The following is a 17,484-nucleotide window of genomic DNA, read 5'->3' on the forward strand; positions in this document are numbered from 1 at the left end:
CATTAGCGGTAAAAAAAAATATAAATGAAAGTAATAATAATAAATTCAGGGAGCTCATCAATAAAATATCAGTTAATTGATATGCCAGCAAATGAGGTTATTTGTTCTGGTATGATTGATAGAATAGGATTAGAATTTTCCAATCTAACTTTTAGTACCAATGAAGCAAAAATTGAGGAGGCACTTACCATTCCAGATCATAAAACAGGTCTGGAGAAAATTGCAAATCTACTAATGGATGAGAAAATTGGTGTCATAAAAAGCACTGATGAAATTGAAGCCGTAGGACATCGAGTTGTGCATGGCGGAAGTTCTTTTTCGAACACTGTGATAATTACTGAGGAGGTCAAGGAAAAAATTAAACAATTATTTGAGTTGGCCCCATTGCATAATCCAGCTAATTTAGAGGGAATAATTGTTGCTTCAACTATTTTTGATAAAGCAAAACAAGTAGCCGTTTTTGATACGGCGTTCCATCAAACAATTCCGGCTATAGCGCATAAATACGCATTGCCAAATTATCTTTTAACGGAAAATAAAATCAGGTTATATGGTTTTCATGGTACAAGTCATAAATACGTTTCAGAAAATGCAATTCACTTTTTGACGCAAAATTCTATAGTTATAGAGTCAAAAATTATAACAATTCATTTGGGAAATGGTTGTAGTATGACTGCCATAAAAAACGGAAAAAGTGTCGATCATACGCTAGGTTTTGGTCCCATGAATGGTTTAATTATGGGTACTCGGAGTGGAGATGTGGATCAATCTATTATTTTTTATCTCGTTAATACTTTAGGTTATTCTCTCGAAGCTGTTAATACCATGCTACAAAAGCAAAGTGGAATGTTAGGACTCACTGGTTATAGCGATTTAAGAGATATCGAAGAAAAAGCGGAAAACGGAAATGTTGATTGTCAGCTGGCGTTAGCGATGAATGCTTACCGAATAAAAAAATACATTGGTTCTTACACTGCAGTTTTAAATGGACTAGACGCTATTATTTTCACAGCAGGAATTGGAGAGAATTCATCATACATGCGAAAGTTAGTGTGTACTGATATGAATTATTTTGGAATTGAATTAGATGAACAAAAAAATGAATTACGATCTAAAGAAGTTAGAGAGATCAATACAATAGACTCTAAAACTAAGATTTTAGTAATTCCGACAAATGAAGAAATTGAAATAGCTAATCAGGTATTTGAATTACTTACAAATTAAGATATTTCTACTAAAAAGCTTCTTCACTGGAAGCTTTTTTTATGCTTAACTTCGATTAAATCTTTTTATATTTGGGCATAAAACATCACATTTTGAAATTTAAAATAGCGTTAATATTTTTACTATATTTTTCCTCATTGCAACTTTTTTCTCAAGAGTTGCTGCCTTTCGTAGAAAATTATTCTAAATCAGATTATAGCGGGGACAACCAAATTTGGAGTGTTACACAGGGAAATGATAAAGCAATGTATTTTGCTAATAATTATTATTTATTACGTTATGATGGCGTTAAGTGGGAAAAATATTCGCTTCCTAATAAAACAATAATTAGATCAGTAATGATCGATGGAGATAAAATATACACAGGTTCGTATAAAGAATTTGGGTATTGGTATCGGGAGAATGGTAAGATGTTTTACGTTTCCATATCTAATAAAATGAAAGTTTTTGAAGATAGGGAGAACGAGGAAATTTGGAAAATTTTTAAATTTAAAAATAAAATTCACTTTCAGTCATTCAATGGTCTTTATATTTATGACAGTAAAAAAGTAGAAAAAATTATATTTCCGTTCCTAGTTTCTTACTGTTTTGTGGTTGAGAACCAATTATTAATAGCGTCAGTATTTGAAGGGATTTACAAATTAATTGACGGTAAATTTTATGAGATCGAAGGTCTATCAATTTTGAAAAATAATGTAATACATGGTATCGAGAAGTATAAAAACAAAACATTTTATTTTACTAAAAAAAACGGAATTTTTATAGAAGACAACGGTAAACTTAACGTCTGGAATAATCCTTTGAACGACATTCTAAAAGCAGGAAATATTAATATTGCAAAATTTATAAGTAATCAAAAATTAATTATTGGAACAGCAAACAAAGGTGTTTTTATCTATGATTTGGTTGCTAATACATATACTAATATTAATCGAAACAATGCTTTAATGAACAATTCTATATTGAGTGTTGGACTCGATTCAGAAAATGATTTATGGCTAGGTTTAGATAATGGAATTGCACACATTGAAGTAAATTCTCCAATATCTATTTTTTATGACAATTCAGGTATTTTGGGTTCCGTTTATTCAGTTGCAAGTATAAAAAATGGATATTTAATGGCATCTAATCATGGTATCTTTAAGTACGAATCTAAACAACTTAATTTATTTCCTAATACACAAGGCCAAGGATGGGATATTACTAAAGTGAATGACAATTATGTTATAGGTCATAATGAAGGAACATTTATCTTTAAAAATGAAACACTTAGTAAAATTAATCTCATTAATGGAGGTTGGAGTTTTACCAAGAGTTCAGTGAATAATTCATTTCTACAAGCTAATTATAGTGGGATCGTTTTGTACAACAATAGTAATGATTTAAATCAAAACAAAGTAATTGGACAACTTGTCAAACCTATAAGGTATGTGGCTCAAAATCGTAGAAATGAGATTTGGGCAGCGGATATCAACAGAGGATTATATCGTATTTTATACGATGACAATTTTAAAACTACATTGGTAGATAATATTACACAGCGTTCTAAAATTACAAATGATTTTGGAGTTAAAATTTTTGAGTTTAGAAATGAAATACTTTTTCTTATCAATAAATCGTGGTACACTTATAATTCTATCAGCAATACCTTAGAGGATAATCAGTTGTTCAACAAAAATTTTAAAAATGTTTCAAATATTGTTTCAATTGATGAAAATAAATTTTTGATTTTACAACAAGGAGTTTTAAACGCGATACTTTTTAAGAATAATAAATTCATTTGGAGTAGTATTCAAGAGAAGTATTATAAAGGAAAAATTATAAATGATAATTTAAAACTTTATAAAACTAAAAACTCTTATTTATTAAATCTAGATGATGGCTTTATTTCCCTACCATTAAATTTTTCTTTAGATAAAAAGCCAGTCATAAAAATCGAAACTTTTCTTAATCAGAATGTTATTGGTGATAGTGTGAGTATACCTTATAATTCAGAATTAAAAGTCCATATAATTTCAGGAGTATATGGAGTAAAGAAACCTAATTTATTCTACAAAATTAATGATAAAAAACAGTTTAGTCGTGTTAATAATGGAGTGATTGTTCTTAGTAATTTAACAAGTGGTACTTACAATATCACGATTTATATTAATGATGGCTTAGACTATAAAACTGTTTCTACTTTTAACTTCGCGGTGAAAAAGCCTTGGTATTTTTCTTGGTACATGTTACTTCTTTATATTGCAATTATTGCATTGATCTTATATTTATATTACAAATGGAACAAAATGCGATACCTACAAAAATTACAATTACGTGATGAAGAATTAAAGCATCAAAAAGAAATTTTAGAAATAGAATTAAAAGCAGTTAATGAATTGAATACCCAGCAATACGAAAAACATATTCTTGAGCTAGAATTAAAATCTAAATCATCGGAAGTAACTGGAAAATCACTTTCTATTGCTAAACAGAGTGAAATGATTGAAAGTATTCAAGAAATTTTAGACTCTGATATGGATTTTAATAAGTCTAAAAGTGAGATAAAAAAAGTAATTAAAATCAATGCTATAAACAAACACGAGTGGGAAATTTTTGAAACTAACTTGAATCAAATTAATGACGAATTCGTAATTTCGTTAGCTCAAAAATATCCTAAGCTTACTCCAAAAGATATCAAATTATGCATCTATTTAAAGATGAATCTCTCATCAAAAGAAATTGCACCTATTATGAATATTTCTTTTCGAGGAGTAGAACTACATCGTTATCGTCTTCGGAAAAAATTCAACCTCAATCAAGAAGATAATTTATCTAAATTTTTATTAACGTTATGATGAAAATGGTTAATTAAAATTAAATTTCTGATCGTTTTTTATTGCTATGATAGTACATCATTACTACATCAAATCATTTTTATCTTTGTAATTTTTAGCGGCTATATAGCACAATAGTAGTGCTATATAGCATTTGTTAATTATTTTGATGTGTTTATGTAGTATCGTTGGTATATCAACTACAACGTTGTAATTGATTAATTTGGCTCCATTAACTTTAACAAATTATTAATAGATGAGAAATTTTATTTTCAGCTTTTTAGCACTTATTATGCTTCCAGCCTACATGTCTGGTCAAGTTATTAAGGGAAAATTAGTGGATCCTACTGGAATGGGGATTCCGGGAGCAAGTGTAGTTGCAGTAGATTCAAAAACTTCAACTGATACTGATTTTGACGGGAATTTTAGTATCAATGCCAAAGTGGGAGAGATAATAAAATTTAGCATGATTGGTTTTGATGCGATCTCGGTTCCTGCAACAGCAAATTTGATGACCGTAACACTGAAAGAATCAGAAGACACAGCTTTGAAAGAAGTGATAATCATTGGTTATGGAACACGAAAAAAAATTGATAACACATCTGCAATAACATCTATTAAAGCAGACGAGGTTTCTAAAATGAAAGTTTTAAATGCTTCGCAAGCTATACAAGGTAAGGCCGCAGGTGTCCAGGTAATTTCTTCAGATCTTCCTGGTTCAGCTCCCTCAGTAATTATTAGAGGATTAGGTACTGCATTAGGAGGAAGAACACCATTATATATCGTTGATGGAATGCCTACAGATAACATTAACAACATTAATACTAATGACATTACATCCTACGAGATTCTTAAAGATGCATCGTCACTTGCGATTTATGGTACTCGGGCTGCAAATGGTGTTATTATTATTTCAACTAAAAAAGGTAAGGGAAATGAGGTGTCTATTGAAATTGAAACTTTTGCAGGTTTTAGATCTCCACTAAAAACAGTCAAAATGGCTGGAAGTAATAAATATGCTCACTACTCTAATGATGCATTGCAAACTACTACATTTTCGCAGGATCAGCCTGTTAATACCGATTGGTTTGATGCCATAACAAGAACAGGGGTTTATACTCAAAATAATATTTCTGTGTCAGGTTCATCAGAAAATATTAAATATTTCTTCAGTGTAGGTAATTATGAAGAAAAAGCAATTCTTAATGGTCTTGATTTTAGTCGTACCACTTTTAGAAGTAACAATGAATTTAAAATTTCCAAAAAACTGACTTTAAATCAAAATTTGAGTTTTGGAACTACAAAATCAGCACCTAAACCATTGGACGCATTTACTAATGCTTACAAGCAATCTCCTATAATTCCTGTTCGTTTTTCGAATGGTCAATATGGCGTCTCCTTCGTGGGTGCAAATGGATTTGCCGGTCCTGCAGGATCTTCTTTTAACAATGTAGGAAATCCTGTTGCGCAATTAGATTATTTTAATGAGCAACAAAGAAGCATTATATTGCAGGGAGGTTTAAAATTAGATTACGAAATATTTGACTCTTTAAAGTTTACGTCTCAATTTAATGGCGAGTATTATTCTTGGAAAAATTATAATTACGAGGATAGTAAAGCTATTTGGGAAACTAACAATAATCCTGGTCAGTTGAGCACGATCATTTATCCTGCTGATCGAAATATTAATGTTTTAACTAAAGGTCGAAGTCAATACTTTAATTGGAATTTATCTAATTACTTAACTTATAATAAAGTTTTTGCAGAAATTCATGATTTAGAAGTTACGGCTGGTATTGAATCCTCTGTTCGTGGACCAAGGGAAGAGTTGAGGATTGCTAGGAGAAATGTAAATGCCAATGCAAATTATTGGTCATTAGCTAATGTTGATTATGGAGGAACAGTATTAAGTTACAATGATGCAGTTTTTAATGAAAATAAAATTGCATCTTACTTCGGCCGTTTCCAATATAAATTGAAGGACAGATATTTATTGACAGGTACATTAAGACGCGATGGCTCTTCAAATTTTGGAAGAGAATATCGTTGGGGAACTTTTCCAGCAATAGGTTTAGGTTGGATAGTAAGTAAAGAAAATTTCTTGACGGACGTGAAAGCTTTAAATCTCCTTAAATTAAGAGGAAGCTGGGGGAAATTAGGAAATCAAAATGTTCCTTTGAATAACCAAGCGTATAGTATTGCAGGAAATAATACTTATTTAGGTGGTTCGATTTTATTTGATGGTACAACGATAAACTCGCAAATTGACCCTAGCTTGTCTTGGGAAGTTACAGAGGAAGCTTCTATTGGTTTGGATTTTGAATTATTAAACAATAAACTTAAAGGATCATTTGATGTTTACGATAAATCGACTAACAATGTTATTTTAAATACAAGACCACTGATAACATCTGGTATTAGTAATTCTTCTCCAGCACATGTGGGCGAAGTGTCAAATAAAGGATACGAAATAGCGCTAAGATGGGATGACAAAGTAAATGACAACGTAAGTTACTGGATAGGCGGAAATTTTTCTAATAATACAAACGAACTTACTAAAATTAATAACGCCATTCTCGCGCCGCGAACCGGCGGAGATTTATTAAACGGACAATTTACTAAAATCTTAGATAATACATCAGTTGGAAAACCACTAGGTAGCTTTTTCATGTATGAATACGCAGGTTTTGATGCTACTAACGGTAACAAATTATATTTTGACGCAACCGGAAATAAAGTGACTCAAGATGCTTTGAATGCAAGCACTGATAAAAGATACGTGGGATCTATACTTCCAACATCAACTTACGGAGTGACTTTAGGGGTGAATTATAAAAACATTGACCTTTCGGTAGATGGATACGGAACTTCTGGAGCAAAAGTCTACAATGGTAAAAAAGCACAACGTTTTAGTGGAGAGAATATCGAAAATTCACTTGCAACTGATTTTTGGTCAAGTAACAATACTACGGCGACAACTCCAGCTCCATTTAACCAAGTACCTGTAGCATCTACATACTACATGGAATCAGGAGACTTTTTCAGAATCAATAATATCTCACTAGGTTACAAAATCCCTCTAGAAGGAATGTTTGTAAACACTTGTAGAATTTATGTAAATGCTATAAATCCTTTTATTACTCAAAAATTCTCTGGTTTTTCTCCTGAGTTAAATGGTGATGGAGATCCTTATGGATCACAAGGGATTGAACTAAACGCATACCCTGCATTGCGATCAATTGTAATTGGTGCTAACTTAAAATTTTAAAAAAATGAAAAAGATATATATATCACTATTTGCATTATCCTGCTACTTTATTTCAGGATGCTCAAATGATTTTTTAGATGTTGATCAAACAGAATCAGTATCGACAAAAGATATTGAATTATTCAATAATGATGCAGGAGCTGCTACGTTTGTAACTTCTATATACAGTAAGTTTTTAGATTATAACATGTCATCATTTTCATGGAATGGTGTAACAAGTATTGCTTCTGACGATGCTGATAAAGGATCTTCTCCCGGAGATACAGGTACTGATAAAGATGTAATGGATGCATTAACGTATAATCCGTCTTCGTTATCTATCGTTGAAATTTTTTCAGCGAATTATGAAGCAATTAATAGATGTAATCAAGCTATAAACATCATACCACAATTAGACAAAGCTGATGCTAATTTACGTGCTAGATTAATTGGTGAAGCTAAATTTTTAAGAGCCTTTATGTATTTTACATTAGTAAAAACTTATGGTGGTGTTCCTATCATTGATCGTTTACCAAATCCATCATCGCAAGAGGACAGAATAATGCAACTTGCTCGTAAATCAAAGGAAGAGGTTTACGCTTTTATAGAAAAAGATTTAACTGAAGCTGCTTTGGTGTTGCTAGACAAATCGCAATATCCGAATAGTGAAAAAGGAAGAGCTTCAAAAGGAGCGGCCTACGCTTTGTTAGCTAAAGTAAATTTATATCAAAAAAATTGGCAGAAAGTAATTGACAATTGTAATCTAGTAACAGGTTACTCTATTGTGCCTAATTATGCCTCGATGTTCCGTTTAGCTGGAGAGAATGACGCCGAGTCAATATTCGAAATTCAAGGTACTGGACAAGGTGTAGGATCTGCAACGATTAAGGGGATTCAAAATTATTCAGTAAGTCAAGGCGCTCGTGGCGCTGGTGGCTGGGGATGGGGTTTCAATACACCATCTGAAAGTTTACTAAATGCTTATGAAGCAGGTGATGTGAGGAAAAATGCTACTATTATTTTTGCAGGAACTACTTTGTATGATGATAGAGTAGTGCCGCTAACGGTAGAAAATCCAAGATACAATTACAAAGCTTATTCTTCAGCTATTCCAGATGCGGATCAATCCGATACAAATATTAAATATTTACGTTATGCAGATGTTTTATTAATGAAGGCAGAAGCATTAAATGAGTTAAACCAAACTACGGTAGCTATTCCTTTATTAAACGAAATACGAACAAGAGCTGGACTAGCAAATACCACTGCTACATCCCAAGCTGCCGTGAGAATTGCAATTTGGAAAGAAAGAAGAGTTGAACTGGCTTTCGAGCATGATCGTTTTTATGATTTAGTAAGAACTGGTCAAGCAGTAGCTGCATTTGCTATTCACGGTAAAACATTTGTAGCAGGAAAGCATGAAGTTTTTCCTATACCGCAAATATTTATTAATGAATCTGCGGGACTATCAAATCAAAATCCTGGTTATTAATTTTTTAAAAAAACTTATATCATGAAAATAAATAAATATAGTTTAATATTTAGCTGTGTTTTACTTTCACAATTTTTTGTAAGCTGTGATGATGAAAATATTGATAAAACAAATGCACCAATTGCTTACGAAGCAATTGGTGGTTACGCCAGCTCTGATGATATTGCTGCTACAGATCTAGTGTCGAAATTTAGTTTCGAAAACAATTTGACTGATAGTAAAGGAAGTATAAATAACATTATTGGTAACAATATTGGTTACTCAGCTGGTGTCAAAGGTATTGCATACAATGGATCTAGCTCGCAAGAACGTTATTTTACTGGAACTGCTACTACAGCTGTAACAGGATTAAATAGTTTTACAGTTTCTTTTTGGATGAATACTGCTAATACGGTTGATCCTGCAGTTGCAGGTCAAGGTAAAGGCGCTCAAGGAATTTTTAGTATTGTTCGACCTACAGAGTTTTGGGGTGCATTGAATGTTTTCATGGAAAATCCAGATAGTGCGTTTCCTAATCGAATACGCTTAAAAATTAATTTAGAGAATGGAAGAAACGGTGTAGCTTGGGGTAGTTGGGGTCCTATTGTTAATATTGATAACAATATTAATAAATGGATGCATGTTGTATTTTCTTATGATGCTTCTAAAAGTGTTTTTTCGGCATATATCAACGGGGAACTAGCACCTAATTTAGGTTCATTTCCTTATGCACCATCTGCGGGAGTAAACGGATCGACTGTCTTTTACGCAGACAATCCTGGGAGTATAAATAATAGTAATAATGCACCTAAATATGGAAATTTCCAAATGACAGGAACTAATGGAAAGGTTGTTTTTGGGACACATCCATTTGAAACTACACCAGCGCTTAATAATGTGGGACAACAAGATTGGGCCACAAGCTATGCTGGATTACTAGATGAATTTAGAATTTATAAATCAGCACTCGCATCTAGTGACGTTCGTTTTTTATACAAATTGGAGAGCGACGGTCGATAATTTATTTTTCAAAACACCTAGTTTTTTAACTAGGTATTTTGCAATTACAAACTTATATTTTTAAAATGAAAAATTTTATCGTTTCTGGAATAATTCTATTTCTTATTTTTATTTCATGTTCTTCATCGCCCACTCCTGAAGCTGGCGGTATAGGAACTCCGTTACCAACCGCTCCTGCACCGCAAGTAATTATTTTGACGGAGACTGAAGCAATGGATCAAGTCCAAAAAGATGTCATTAAATATTTTTGGGATTATGCTGAAACTAATTCGAAACTCGCTCGAGAAAGATATTATGCTGATGTACCAAGTTTTGAATCTAATATTATTACCACCGGAGGTTCAGGTTTTGGTTTTATGACATTAATAGTAGGAATAGAACGTGGATTTATTCCAAGAGGTGAGGCAGTGAATAGAATGACAACCGCATTAAATTTTTTGAAAAATGCGGATAGATTTCATGGCGCATGGTCTCATTGGATCGATGGAAGAACAGGTAAAGTAATTCCGTTTAGTGCTAAAGATAATGGTGGTGATATTGTTGAAACTGCACTTTTATGTCAAGGTTTATTGACTGTCAGAGAATATTTTAAAGATGGTAGTTCAGCTGAAAAGGCACTTGCAACTTTAGCTGACGATTTATGGAAAGGTGTAGAATGGGATTGGTATACAAAAGGAGAAAATGTAATGTATTGGCACTGGTCTCCTAATTTTGCTTGGGATATGAATTTGAAGCTACAAGGAAATGATGAAGTTTTAATTGCGTATGTTTTAGGTGCTTCTTCACCAACTCATCCTATTTCTGCTGCTGCATATCATCAAGGATGGGCAAGAAGTGGCGCTATCGTAAACGGTGGTTCACAGTTTGGAATTCCAGTACTTCTTAACCATAATGGCGCGGCAGGAAATGTAGGTCCATTATTTTGGTCTCAATATTCATACTTAGGCATGGATCCAAGAGGTTTGTCAGATACTTATGCTGATTATTGGAAACTGACACAGAATCATTCTAAAATTATCAATCAATATTGTATTACCAATCCTAAGAATTGGAATGGTTATTCTGATAAATGTTGGGGATTAACGGCAAGTTATACAAGAAACATTGATGGAACCACTGGGTATACCGCGCACCAGCCATTGAATGATACTGGAGTTATAACACCTACCGCTGCCTTATCTTCATTTCCTTATACACCAGTTGAAAGTATGAAGTTTTTGTTGTACTTGTACAATGAAAGAAAGAATGACTTAATAGGTGTAGCTGGACCCTATGATGCATTTTCGCCACATTATAACTGGTTTACTCCACGCTATTTAGCGATTGATCAAGGAACAATTGCTCCAATGATTGAAAATCATCGTACGGGATTGATATGGAAATTATTTATGCAAGCACCTGAAGTAAAAACAGGTTTACAATCTCTAGGATTTAAATCGACGCAATACGGATTTTAAAAATTATTGAAGGTTAGTTAAAAGTTGTAGGTAATAAAGCAATATAAGATTGGATATTTAAACATATAAAAATGCGATTAATGAATATTAAAGTAATAGTGCTGCTAATAGGTTTTTCAGTTTTTGGCTATAGCCAAAAAAAAGATAAACCAAAAACAGTGAATATAAAACCTAAAACAGAATTTGTTGCTGATTTGATTGCAAAAATGACAATCGAGGAGAAAATAGGACAATTAAATTTACCTACCTCGGGTGACATAACAACTGGTCAAGCCAATAGTTCTGATGTTGCCAAAAACATTGAAGAAGGAAAAGTTGGGGGATTATTCAACATCAAATCAGTAAAGAAAATTAAAGAAGTACAAAAAATTGCTGTTGAGAAAAGCCGATTAAAAATACCTTTGCTTTTTGGGATGGACGTAATACATGGTTATGAAACAACATTTCCAATACCTTTAGGACTTTCAAGTACTTGGGATATGGATTTAATTGAGAGAAGTGCGCAAATTGCTGCTCAAGAAGCAAGCGCAGATGGAATTAATTGGACATTTTCGCCCATGGTTGATGTATCTCGGGATCCACGCTGGGGACGAGTTTCTGAAGGTTCAGGTGAAGATCCTTTTCTAGGAGGTAAAATAGCGGAAGCAATGGTTAAAGGATATCAGCAAGAAGATTTGTCTAAAAATAATACGATTTTATCTTGTGTAAAGCATTTTGCCCTTTATGGAGCCTCGGAAGCAGGCCGAGATTACAACACCGTTGATATGAGTAGAATAAGAATGTATAATGACTATTTCCCACCTTATAAAGCTGCTGTTGATGCTGGTGTGGGATCAGTTATGGCTGCTTTTAATGAGGTAGACGGAATTCCAGCGACAGGAAATAAATGGTTAATGACTGATGTGTTGCGCAATCAATGGGGTTTTAAAGGATTTGTTGTGACTGATTATACTGGTATAAATGAAATGGTCGATCATGGTATGGGCGATTTGCAAGCGGTATCAGCTTTAGCAATGAATGCCGGAATTGAAATGGATATGGTAGGCGAAGGTTTTCTTAAAACTTTAAAAAAATCTTTAGCCGAAAAAAAAGTCAGTATCGAGCAAATTGATAACGCGGTAAGACTAATTTTAAATGCAAAATATGACTTAGGATTGTTTCATGATCCCTACAAATATTGCGATGAAAATAGAGCTAAGACGGAAGTTTTTACTAAAAGTAATAGAGCTGAGGCGAGAACTATTGCAACGCAATCTTTAGTTTTATTAAAAAATAAAAATCAGTTGCTTCCTTTAAGAAAATCAGGAACAATTGCAGTTATTGGACCATTGGCTGATGCCAAAGAAAATATGGCTGGAACTTGGAGTGTTGCCACTAATATGCAAAAATCGATTTCACTTATTGCTGGAATCCGAGAAGTTGCCGGTAGTAGCGCAAAAGTGCTTTACGCTAAAGGAAGCAATCTTGTTTATGATGCAGCTTTTGAAGAAAGAGCGACGATGTTTGGTAAAACATTAAATCGTGATAGTAGAACGGCGGCTGAATTATTAGAAGAAGCTGTGAAGATAGCCAACCAGTCTGATATAATTGTTGCAGCGTTAGGAGAATCAGCTGAATTATCAGGAGAAAGTAGCAGTCGAACCAACCTAGAGATTCCGCAAGCTCAAAAAGATTTACTAGAAGCATTGTTAAAAACAGGAAAACCAGTTGTTTTAGTCTTATTTACAGGTCGTCCTTTAGTTTTAGTGCAAGAAAATGAAAACGTTCCAGCAATACTTAACACTTGGTTTGCGGGAAGTGAAGCAGGAAGTGCAATTGCTGATGTATTGTTTGGTAATGTAAATCCATCTGGGAAATTAACAGCTACTTTTCCAAGAAGTGTTGGCCAAGTTCCCATTTATTACAATCAAAAAAACACTGGCCGACCTTTATTGAATAAGGAAGGGAAATTTGAAAAGTTTAGATCAAATTATATTGACGAAAGGAACGAACCTCTATATCATTTTGGCTATGGATTAAGCTACACCAACTTTAAATACACGAACCTCAAAATTTCTAATAATAAAGTGAATTTTGATGAGAAGATAAAAGTGAGTGTTGAGGTTGAAAATACTGGGAATTTCAATGGAAAAGAAGTTGTTCAATTGTACATTAGAGATTTAGTTGGATCAGTGACAAGACCAATAAAAGAATTAAAGGGATTTCAAAAAATATTTATTAAAAAAGGCGAAAAAACTACTGTTACTTTTGATATTGGTGTAGAGGATTTAAAGTTCTATAATTCTAATTTACAATTTGTTGCTGAGCCTGGTCTTTTTGAAATTTTTGTAGGAACTGATTCTAATACAGAAAATAAAGTTGAATTTGAATTGGTTAAATAAATTTTGGTTTGTTTAGTTAGTTAAAACCCTTCGATAATGCAGTCGGAGGGTTTTTTTATAGAACAAATTGTAAAGAGTAAAAAAAATAATGTATCATTTCTTATTTGTAAATAGCAATTCATTTTTAGACGTTATTTCGATTTAAACTATAGATATTGATAAATAATTACGAAATTGCCAGCTCTAATAGCGTATTGTTTTTAACTCACACGTCACCATCTATGAAAAAATCATTTATTGTTGCATTTATTATGTGTAGTCACCTTATCGGTAAGGCACAAACAAATGAAGAATTAGCTTTGAAGGACATTTATAAATCAGCTTTAACTAATGCTAAATGTTATCCTTGGTTAGACCATCTATCAAATAAAATTGGTTCGCGATTATCAGGATCTACTGGAGCAGAAAAAGCAGTTCTATATACAAAATTACAATTGGAAACACTTGGTTTGGACAAAGTCTACCTGCAAGAAGTTATGGTTCCAAAATGGGTACGGGGCGAAAAGGAAATCGCATACTTATTAGTTGGTAAACAAAAAATCACATTTCCTATTTGCGCTCTTGGAGGTTCAGTAGCTACTCCTAAAAAAGGCGTTCAAGGTGGCATTATTGAAGTGCAAAGTTTAGAGGAATTAAATAACCTAGGTATTGATAAAGTTAAAGGGAAAATCGTGTTTTTTAATAGACCAATGAATCCTGAATTTGTTGAAACCTTCAAAGCGTATGGTAGCTGTGTTGATCAAAGATCATCAGGAGCTAGAGAAGCTGGTAAAATGGGTGCACTAGGCGTAATTGTAAGATCGATGAATTTAAGATTAGATGATTTACCACATACTGGTGCAACAAATTATGGTGATATTACATCAGAACAACGTATTCCCGCTGCTGCCATCAGTACAAACGGCGCAGAACTTTTAAGTAAAATGTTAAAAGAAAAATCTAATTCATCCTTCTTTTTTAAGCAATCTTGCGAGACATTTGATGATGTATTGTCTTATAATGTAATAGGAGAAATAAAAGGATCAGAACATCCAGAAAGGATAATGGTCGTAGGCGGACATTTAGATTCATGGGATTTAGGTGATGGATCACACGATGATGGCGCAGGATGTGTGCAAAGTATGGAAGTATTAAATATCTTTAAAAGTATTGGCTATAAGCCTAAAAACACGCTAAGAGTCGTTCTATTTATGAATGAAGAAAATGGAGTTAGAGGTGGAAAAGAGTATGAATTACAATCGAGTAAAAATAACGAAAATCATATTTTTGCACTGGAAAGTGATTCCGGTGGATTTTCGCCAAGAGGTTTTTCTGTAGAAGCTGATGAGGCAAATTTTAATAGAATAAGTAGTTGGGCAACTTTATTCGAACCTTATTTAATACACAAATTTGTAAAAGGCCATTCCGGGGTAGATATTGGCCCACTGAAGTCTAAACACATTGTAAAAGTGGGTTTACAACCTGATTCACAACGTTATTTTGATTATCACCATGCGGCTAATGACACGTTTGACGCGGTGAATAAAAGAGAGTTGGAGTTAGGTGCAGCAGCAATGGCATCTTTAATTTACTTAGTAGATCAAAATGGATTTGTAAAATAAAATTTAAAAAATTAAGAAGTTGCAATTTTTTACTGTTTCAATATTTAAAAGAAATTGTAAATGTTGCACCTTCATTGATATTACTTTCTAAAGCAATGCGACCACCCAGACTTGTGATGTGATTATAAACTAAATAAAGACCAATACCGCTACTATTTCCATCATCATTAGTGTGAAATTTTTCGTAAAGACCAAAGATTTTGTCTTTTACCTTATTTAAATCAAATCCAATTCCATTATCGGAAAATATGAGCTGTTTTCTTCCATTTATTTTTCGAGATGTAATGGATATATGCGGTGCTTGAGTAGGTTTCGCATATTTTATTGAATTAGTAATTAAGTTCAAAAAAATACTTTTTATGTATGCTTTATTGAAGGTGATAGTTTCAAAAGCTGTAAAGTCAATTTGAAGTATCGCTGCTGAATCATTTATCAAGGATATTATTGAAGCAAGAACCTCGTTTAATACTTCTCGCAAATTTACTTCCTCAATTTGAGTATTAATATGTTTATTTTCAATTAATTGATCAATTGAATCATTGAGAGCTTCTTTTAATTTCTCACTTGTTACTTTAAGAATTTCAATTAATTCTGAAGTTTCTGGATCATTAATTTTAGAAATATCAATTAAACTGAAAACCGAAAGCATATTATTGATAGGTGACTTTAGATCGTGTGAAGTTTTATGTGACAGTACGGTCAATTCTTTATTTATCTGAGTTAAATTAGTAAGTAAAAAATTTCTCTCTTCTTCTACCTTTTTTTTATGAGTAATGTTTTTTGCAATTGCATAAACTAATTTTTCTGATTCTACAGGCATTGAAGTCCACGACAGCCATATTATTTCTCCACTTTTAGTGACGTATCGATTTTCAAAATTTAATAATGGTTTGTTTTTATAAACTTCTTCTCTAGTTTCAACTGTATCTTTAATGTCTGGAGCATATATAAAGTCAGTAATTGGTCTTGAATACAATTCCTCTTCAGTAAATCCTAGTAATTTTGAGACAGCCGAGTTTATTCTCTTAAAATAGCCATCATATCCCGCAATACAAATTAAATCAGCTGATATATTAAAGAAATTATCAAAACGATAAATTTTTTCGTCCTCAACGTTTATTTTAGTATTATTCATTGAATTTTTTTTATAATTATTATAAATCAAATCAAAGTATTCGCTCTTTTAAATTATCGAGGGATAATTAAATGAAGCGCTTCTGTTTTCGTAAATTTAACGATTAATCAATAAAAAACAATAATTTCTATTCATATCTTACACAGTTTTAATATAAATTTATAATTTATAATTTCGAATTTTAACGATGTAAAAAAGCAGATATCAATTGTAATATTAATATTTAAATTTTTAGAATGATCTGTAAGTTTCTCTAGATCTTGTAAATTTATAATCTACATTAAATTTTAAATATTCCACCGAAAGCAATGATTCTCTGAAAAAAGAAAAAATCTTGTGAAGCAGTATCGTCTGTACTTTGAGTAGTTCTAATATCTTGCATGTTAATGTAACCACCTTTTAATTCTCCTTGAATATAAAAATGTTTAAAAAATGTGACATTCAATCCTGCTTTTAAAGAAGTCCCAAAACCTGATATATGCCAGTCGTCGTGGCGTTGTTTACCCAATAGCATCGCGTTAGTTTTTGGATATAATACTCCAACTCCTATTCCCTCTGTGAGATTAATTTGTACTTTATCAATATTAGCAAGATTGAATAAAGAAGAAATGTCATCGTGTCTTGATATTTCTGTATGCACATAATTTAAACCATCAGTGTGTTCAAAGGTTAAAAATTTTTCAGTCAAAAGAATTTGATTATTTGGCAGGAGTTCGTCGTAAGTTCCAGGATTTGGATAAAATCCATTCAATGTAACAGCCTTATCTTGGGCCATAACATATTTCATGTGGTCCATGCCTATGGCTACACTATATTTATCAGAAATAAAATAGCCCAATTTAAAATTAGTTTGCGGAATAGTCATTCTTGCAGGATTGATGTAATCTACATGCCAACCTTTCGGCTTATCATTTGCAGTAACGTTTTCTATCGTAAAATTATAATCTTTTCCTTTGAAGGTAATATCAGATTTAGAATAGTTATCTCTATTTCCGCCCCACGAAACGAAAAATTTACCTTTATTATGGTCAGTATATTTTTCTTGAAGCTTTATATTTTCTTGAGCGGATAAACAAGCAGAGCTTAGCGTAAGAAGAACTGCTAAAAAGTGAAATATAGATTTCATTACGTA

Annotated in this window: 10 protein-coding genes; 8 read left to right on the forward strand and 2 right to left on the reverse strand. The window is 32.5% G+C overall.

Features of this window, described 5'->3' with window-relative positions; translation table 11 throughout:
- Window positions 1-24: 24 nt before the first annotated feature.
- From BUA99_RS09185 to BUA99_RS09220, 8 genes are all read left to right on the forward strand, one after another.
- Complete coding sequence (locus tag BUA99_RS09185) at window positions 25-1,224, forward strand: acetate/propionate family kinase (protein WP_072991197.1); 1,200 nt, start codon at window positions 25-27, stop codon at window positions 1,222-1,224.
- Window positions 1,225-1,316: 92 nt separating this feature from the next.
- Entirely contained in the window at window positions 1,317-4,061 is a 2,745-nt protein-coding gene (locus BUA99_RS09190) for a ligand-binding sensor domain-containing protein (RefSeq protein ID WP_072991199.1), read from the forward strand.
- Between the two features lie 235 nt (window positions 4,062-4,296).
- The gene (locus tag BUA99_RS09195; RefSeq protein WP_072991202.1) at window positions 4,297-7,308 is read left to right on the forward strand and encodes a SusC/RagA family TonB-linked outer membrane protein; all 3,012 of its coding nucleotides are present in this window, start codon (window positions 4,297-4,299) and stop codon (window positions 7,306-7,308) included.
- 4 nt (window positions 7,309-7,312) lie between these two features.
- The gene (locus BUA99_RS09200; RefSeq protein ID WP_072991205.1) at window positions 7,313-8,779 is read left to right on the forward strand and encodes a RagB/SusD family nutrient uptake outer membrane protein; all 1,467 of its coding nucleotides are present in this window, start codon (window positions 7,313-7,315) and stop codon (window positions 8,777-8,779) included.
- A 21-nt stretch (window positions 8,780-8,800) separates the two neighbouring features.
- On the forward strand, window positions 8,801-9,778 hold the full coding sequence (locus tag BUA99_RS09205) for a LamG-like jellyroll fold domain-containing protein (RefSeq protein WP_072991208.1): 978 nt from the start codon (window positions 8,801-8,803) through the stop codon (window positions 9,776-9,778).
- A 65-nt stretch (window positions 9,779-9,843) separates the two neighbouring features.
- A complete protein-coding gene (locus BUA99_RS09210) occupies window positions 9,844-11,235 on the forward strand; it encodes a glucoamylase family protein (RefSeq protein WP_072991210.1) in 1,392 nt (463 codons plus the stop codon).
- Window positions 11,236-11,315: 80 nt separating this feature from the next.
- Window positions 11,316-13,616 (forward strand): beta-glucosidase BglX, encoded by a 2,301-nt coding sequence (gene bglX / locus BUA99_RS09215; RefSeq protein ID WP_072991213.1) that lies wholly within the window; start codon window positions 11,316-11,318, stop codon window positions 13,614-13,616.
- A 221-nt stretch (window positions 13,617-13,837) separates the two neighbouring features.
- Window positions 13,838-15,217: a M28 family peptidase gene (locus BUA99_RS09220; RefSeq protein WP_072991216.1), complete on the forward strand. Its 1,380-nt coding sequence runs from the start codon at window positions 13,838-13,840 to the stop codon at window positions 15,215-15,217.
- A 37-nt stretch (window positions 15,218-15,254) separates the two neighbouring features.
- On the opposite strand, the gene BUA99_RS09225 is transcribed toward BUA99_RS09220, so the two are convergent.
- Together BUA99_RS09225 and BUA99_RS09230 are read right to left on the reverse strand one after the other, a co-directional pair.
- Window positions 15,255-16,352 (reverse strand): PAS domain-containing sensor histidine kinase, encoded by a 1,098-nt coding sequence (locus tag BUA99_RS09225; RefSeq protein ID WP_072991219.1) that lies wholly within the window; start codon window positions 16,350-16,352, stop codon window positions 15,255-15,257.
- 280 nt (window positions 16,353-16,632) lie between these two features.
- On the reverse strand, window positions 16,633-17,478 hold the full coding sequence (locus tag BUA99_RS09230) for a hypothetical protein (protein WP_072991222.1): 846 nt from the start codon (window positions 17,476-17,478) through the stop codon (window positions 16,633-16,635).
- Window positions 17,479-17,484: the final 6 nt, after the last annotated feature.

It is taken from the genome of Flavobacterium segetis (assembly GCF_900129575.1).
In the GTDB taxonomy this organism is placed as follows: Bacteria; Bacteroidota; Bacteroidia; order Flavobacteriales; family Flavobacteriaceae; genus Flavobacterium; species Flavobacterium segetis.

Bases quoted from the DNA above. Each gene is read 5' to 3' on its own strand.
- BUA99_RS09200 (WP_072991205.1), top strand. From the start codon at position 7,313: ATGAAAAAGATATATATATCACTATTTGCATTATCCTGCTACTTTATT.
- BUA99_RS09210 (WP_072991210.1), top strand. From the start codon at position 9,844: ATGAAAAATTTTATCGTTTCTGGAATAATTCTATTTCTTATTTTTATT.
- bglX (WP_072991213.1), top strand. From the start codon at position 11,316: ATGAATATTAAAGTAATAGTGCTGCTAATAGGTTTTTCAGTTTTTGGC.
- BUA99_RS09220 (WP_072991216.1), top strand. From the start codon at position 13,838: ATGAAAAAATCATTTATTGTTGCATTTATTATGTGTAGTCACCTTATC.
- BUA99_RS09225 (WP_072991219.1), bottom strand. From the start codon at position 16,352: ATGAATAATACTAAAATAAACGTTGAGGACGAAAAAATTTATCGTTTT.
- BUA99_RS09195 (WP_072991202.1), top strand. From the start codon at position 4,297: ATGAGAAATTTTATTTTCAGCTTTTTAGCACTTATTATGCTTCCAGCC.
- BUA99_RS09205 (WP_072991208.1), top strand. From the start codon at position 8,801: ATGAAAATAAATAAATATAGTTTAATATTTAGCTGTGTTTTACTTTCA.
- BUA99_RS09185 (WP_072991197.1), top strand. From the start codon at position 25: ATGAAAGTAATAATAATAAATTCAGGGAGCTCATCAATAAAATATCAG.
- BUA99_RS09230 (WP_072991222.1), bottom strand. From the start codon at position 17,478: ATGAAATCTATATTTCACTTTTTAGCAGTTCTTCTTACGCTAAGCTCT.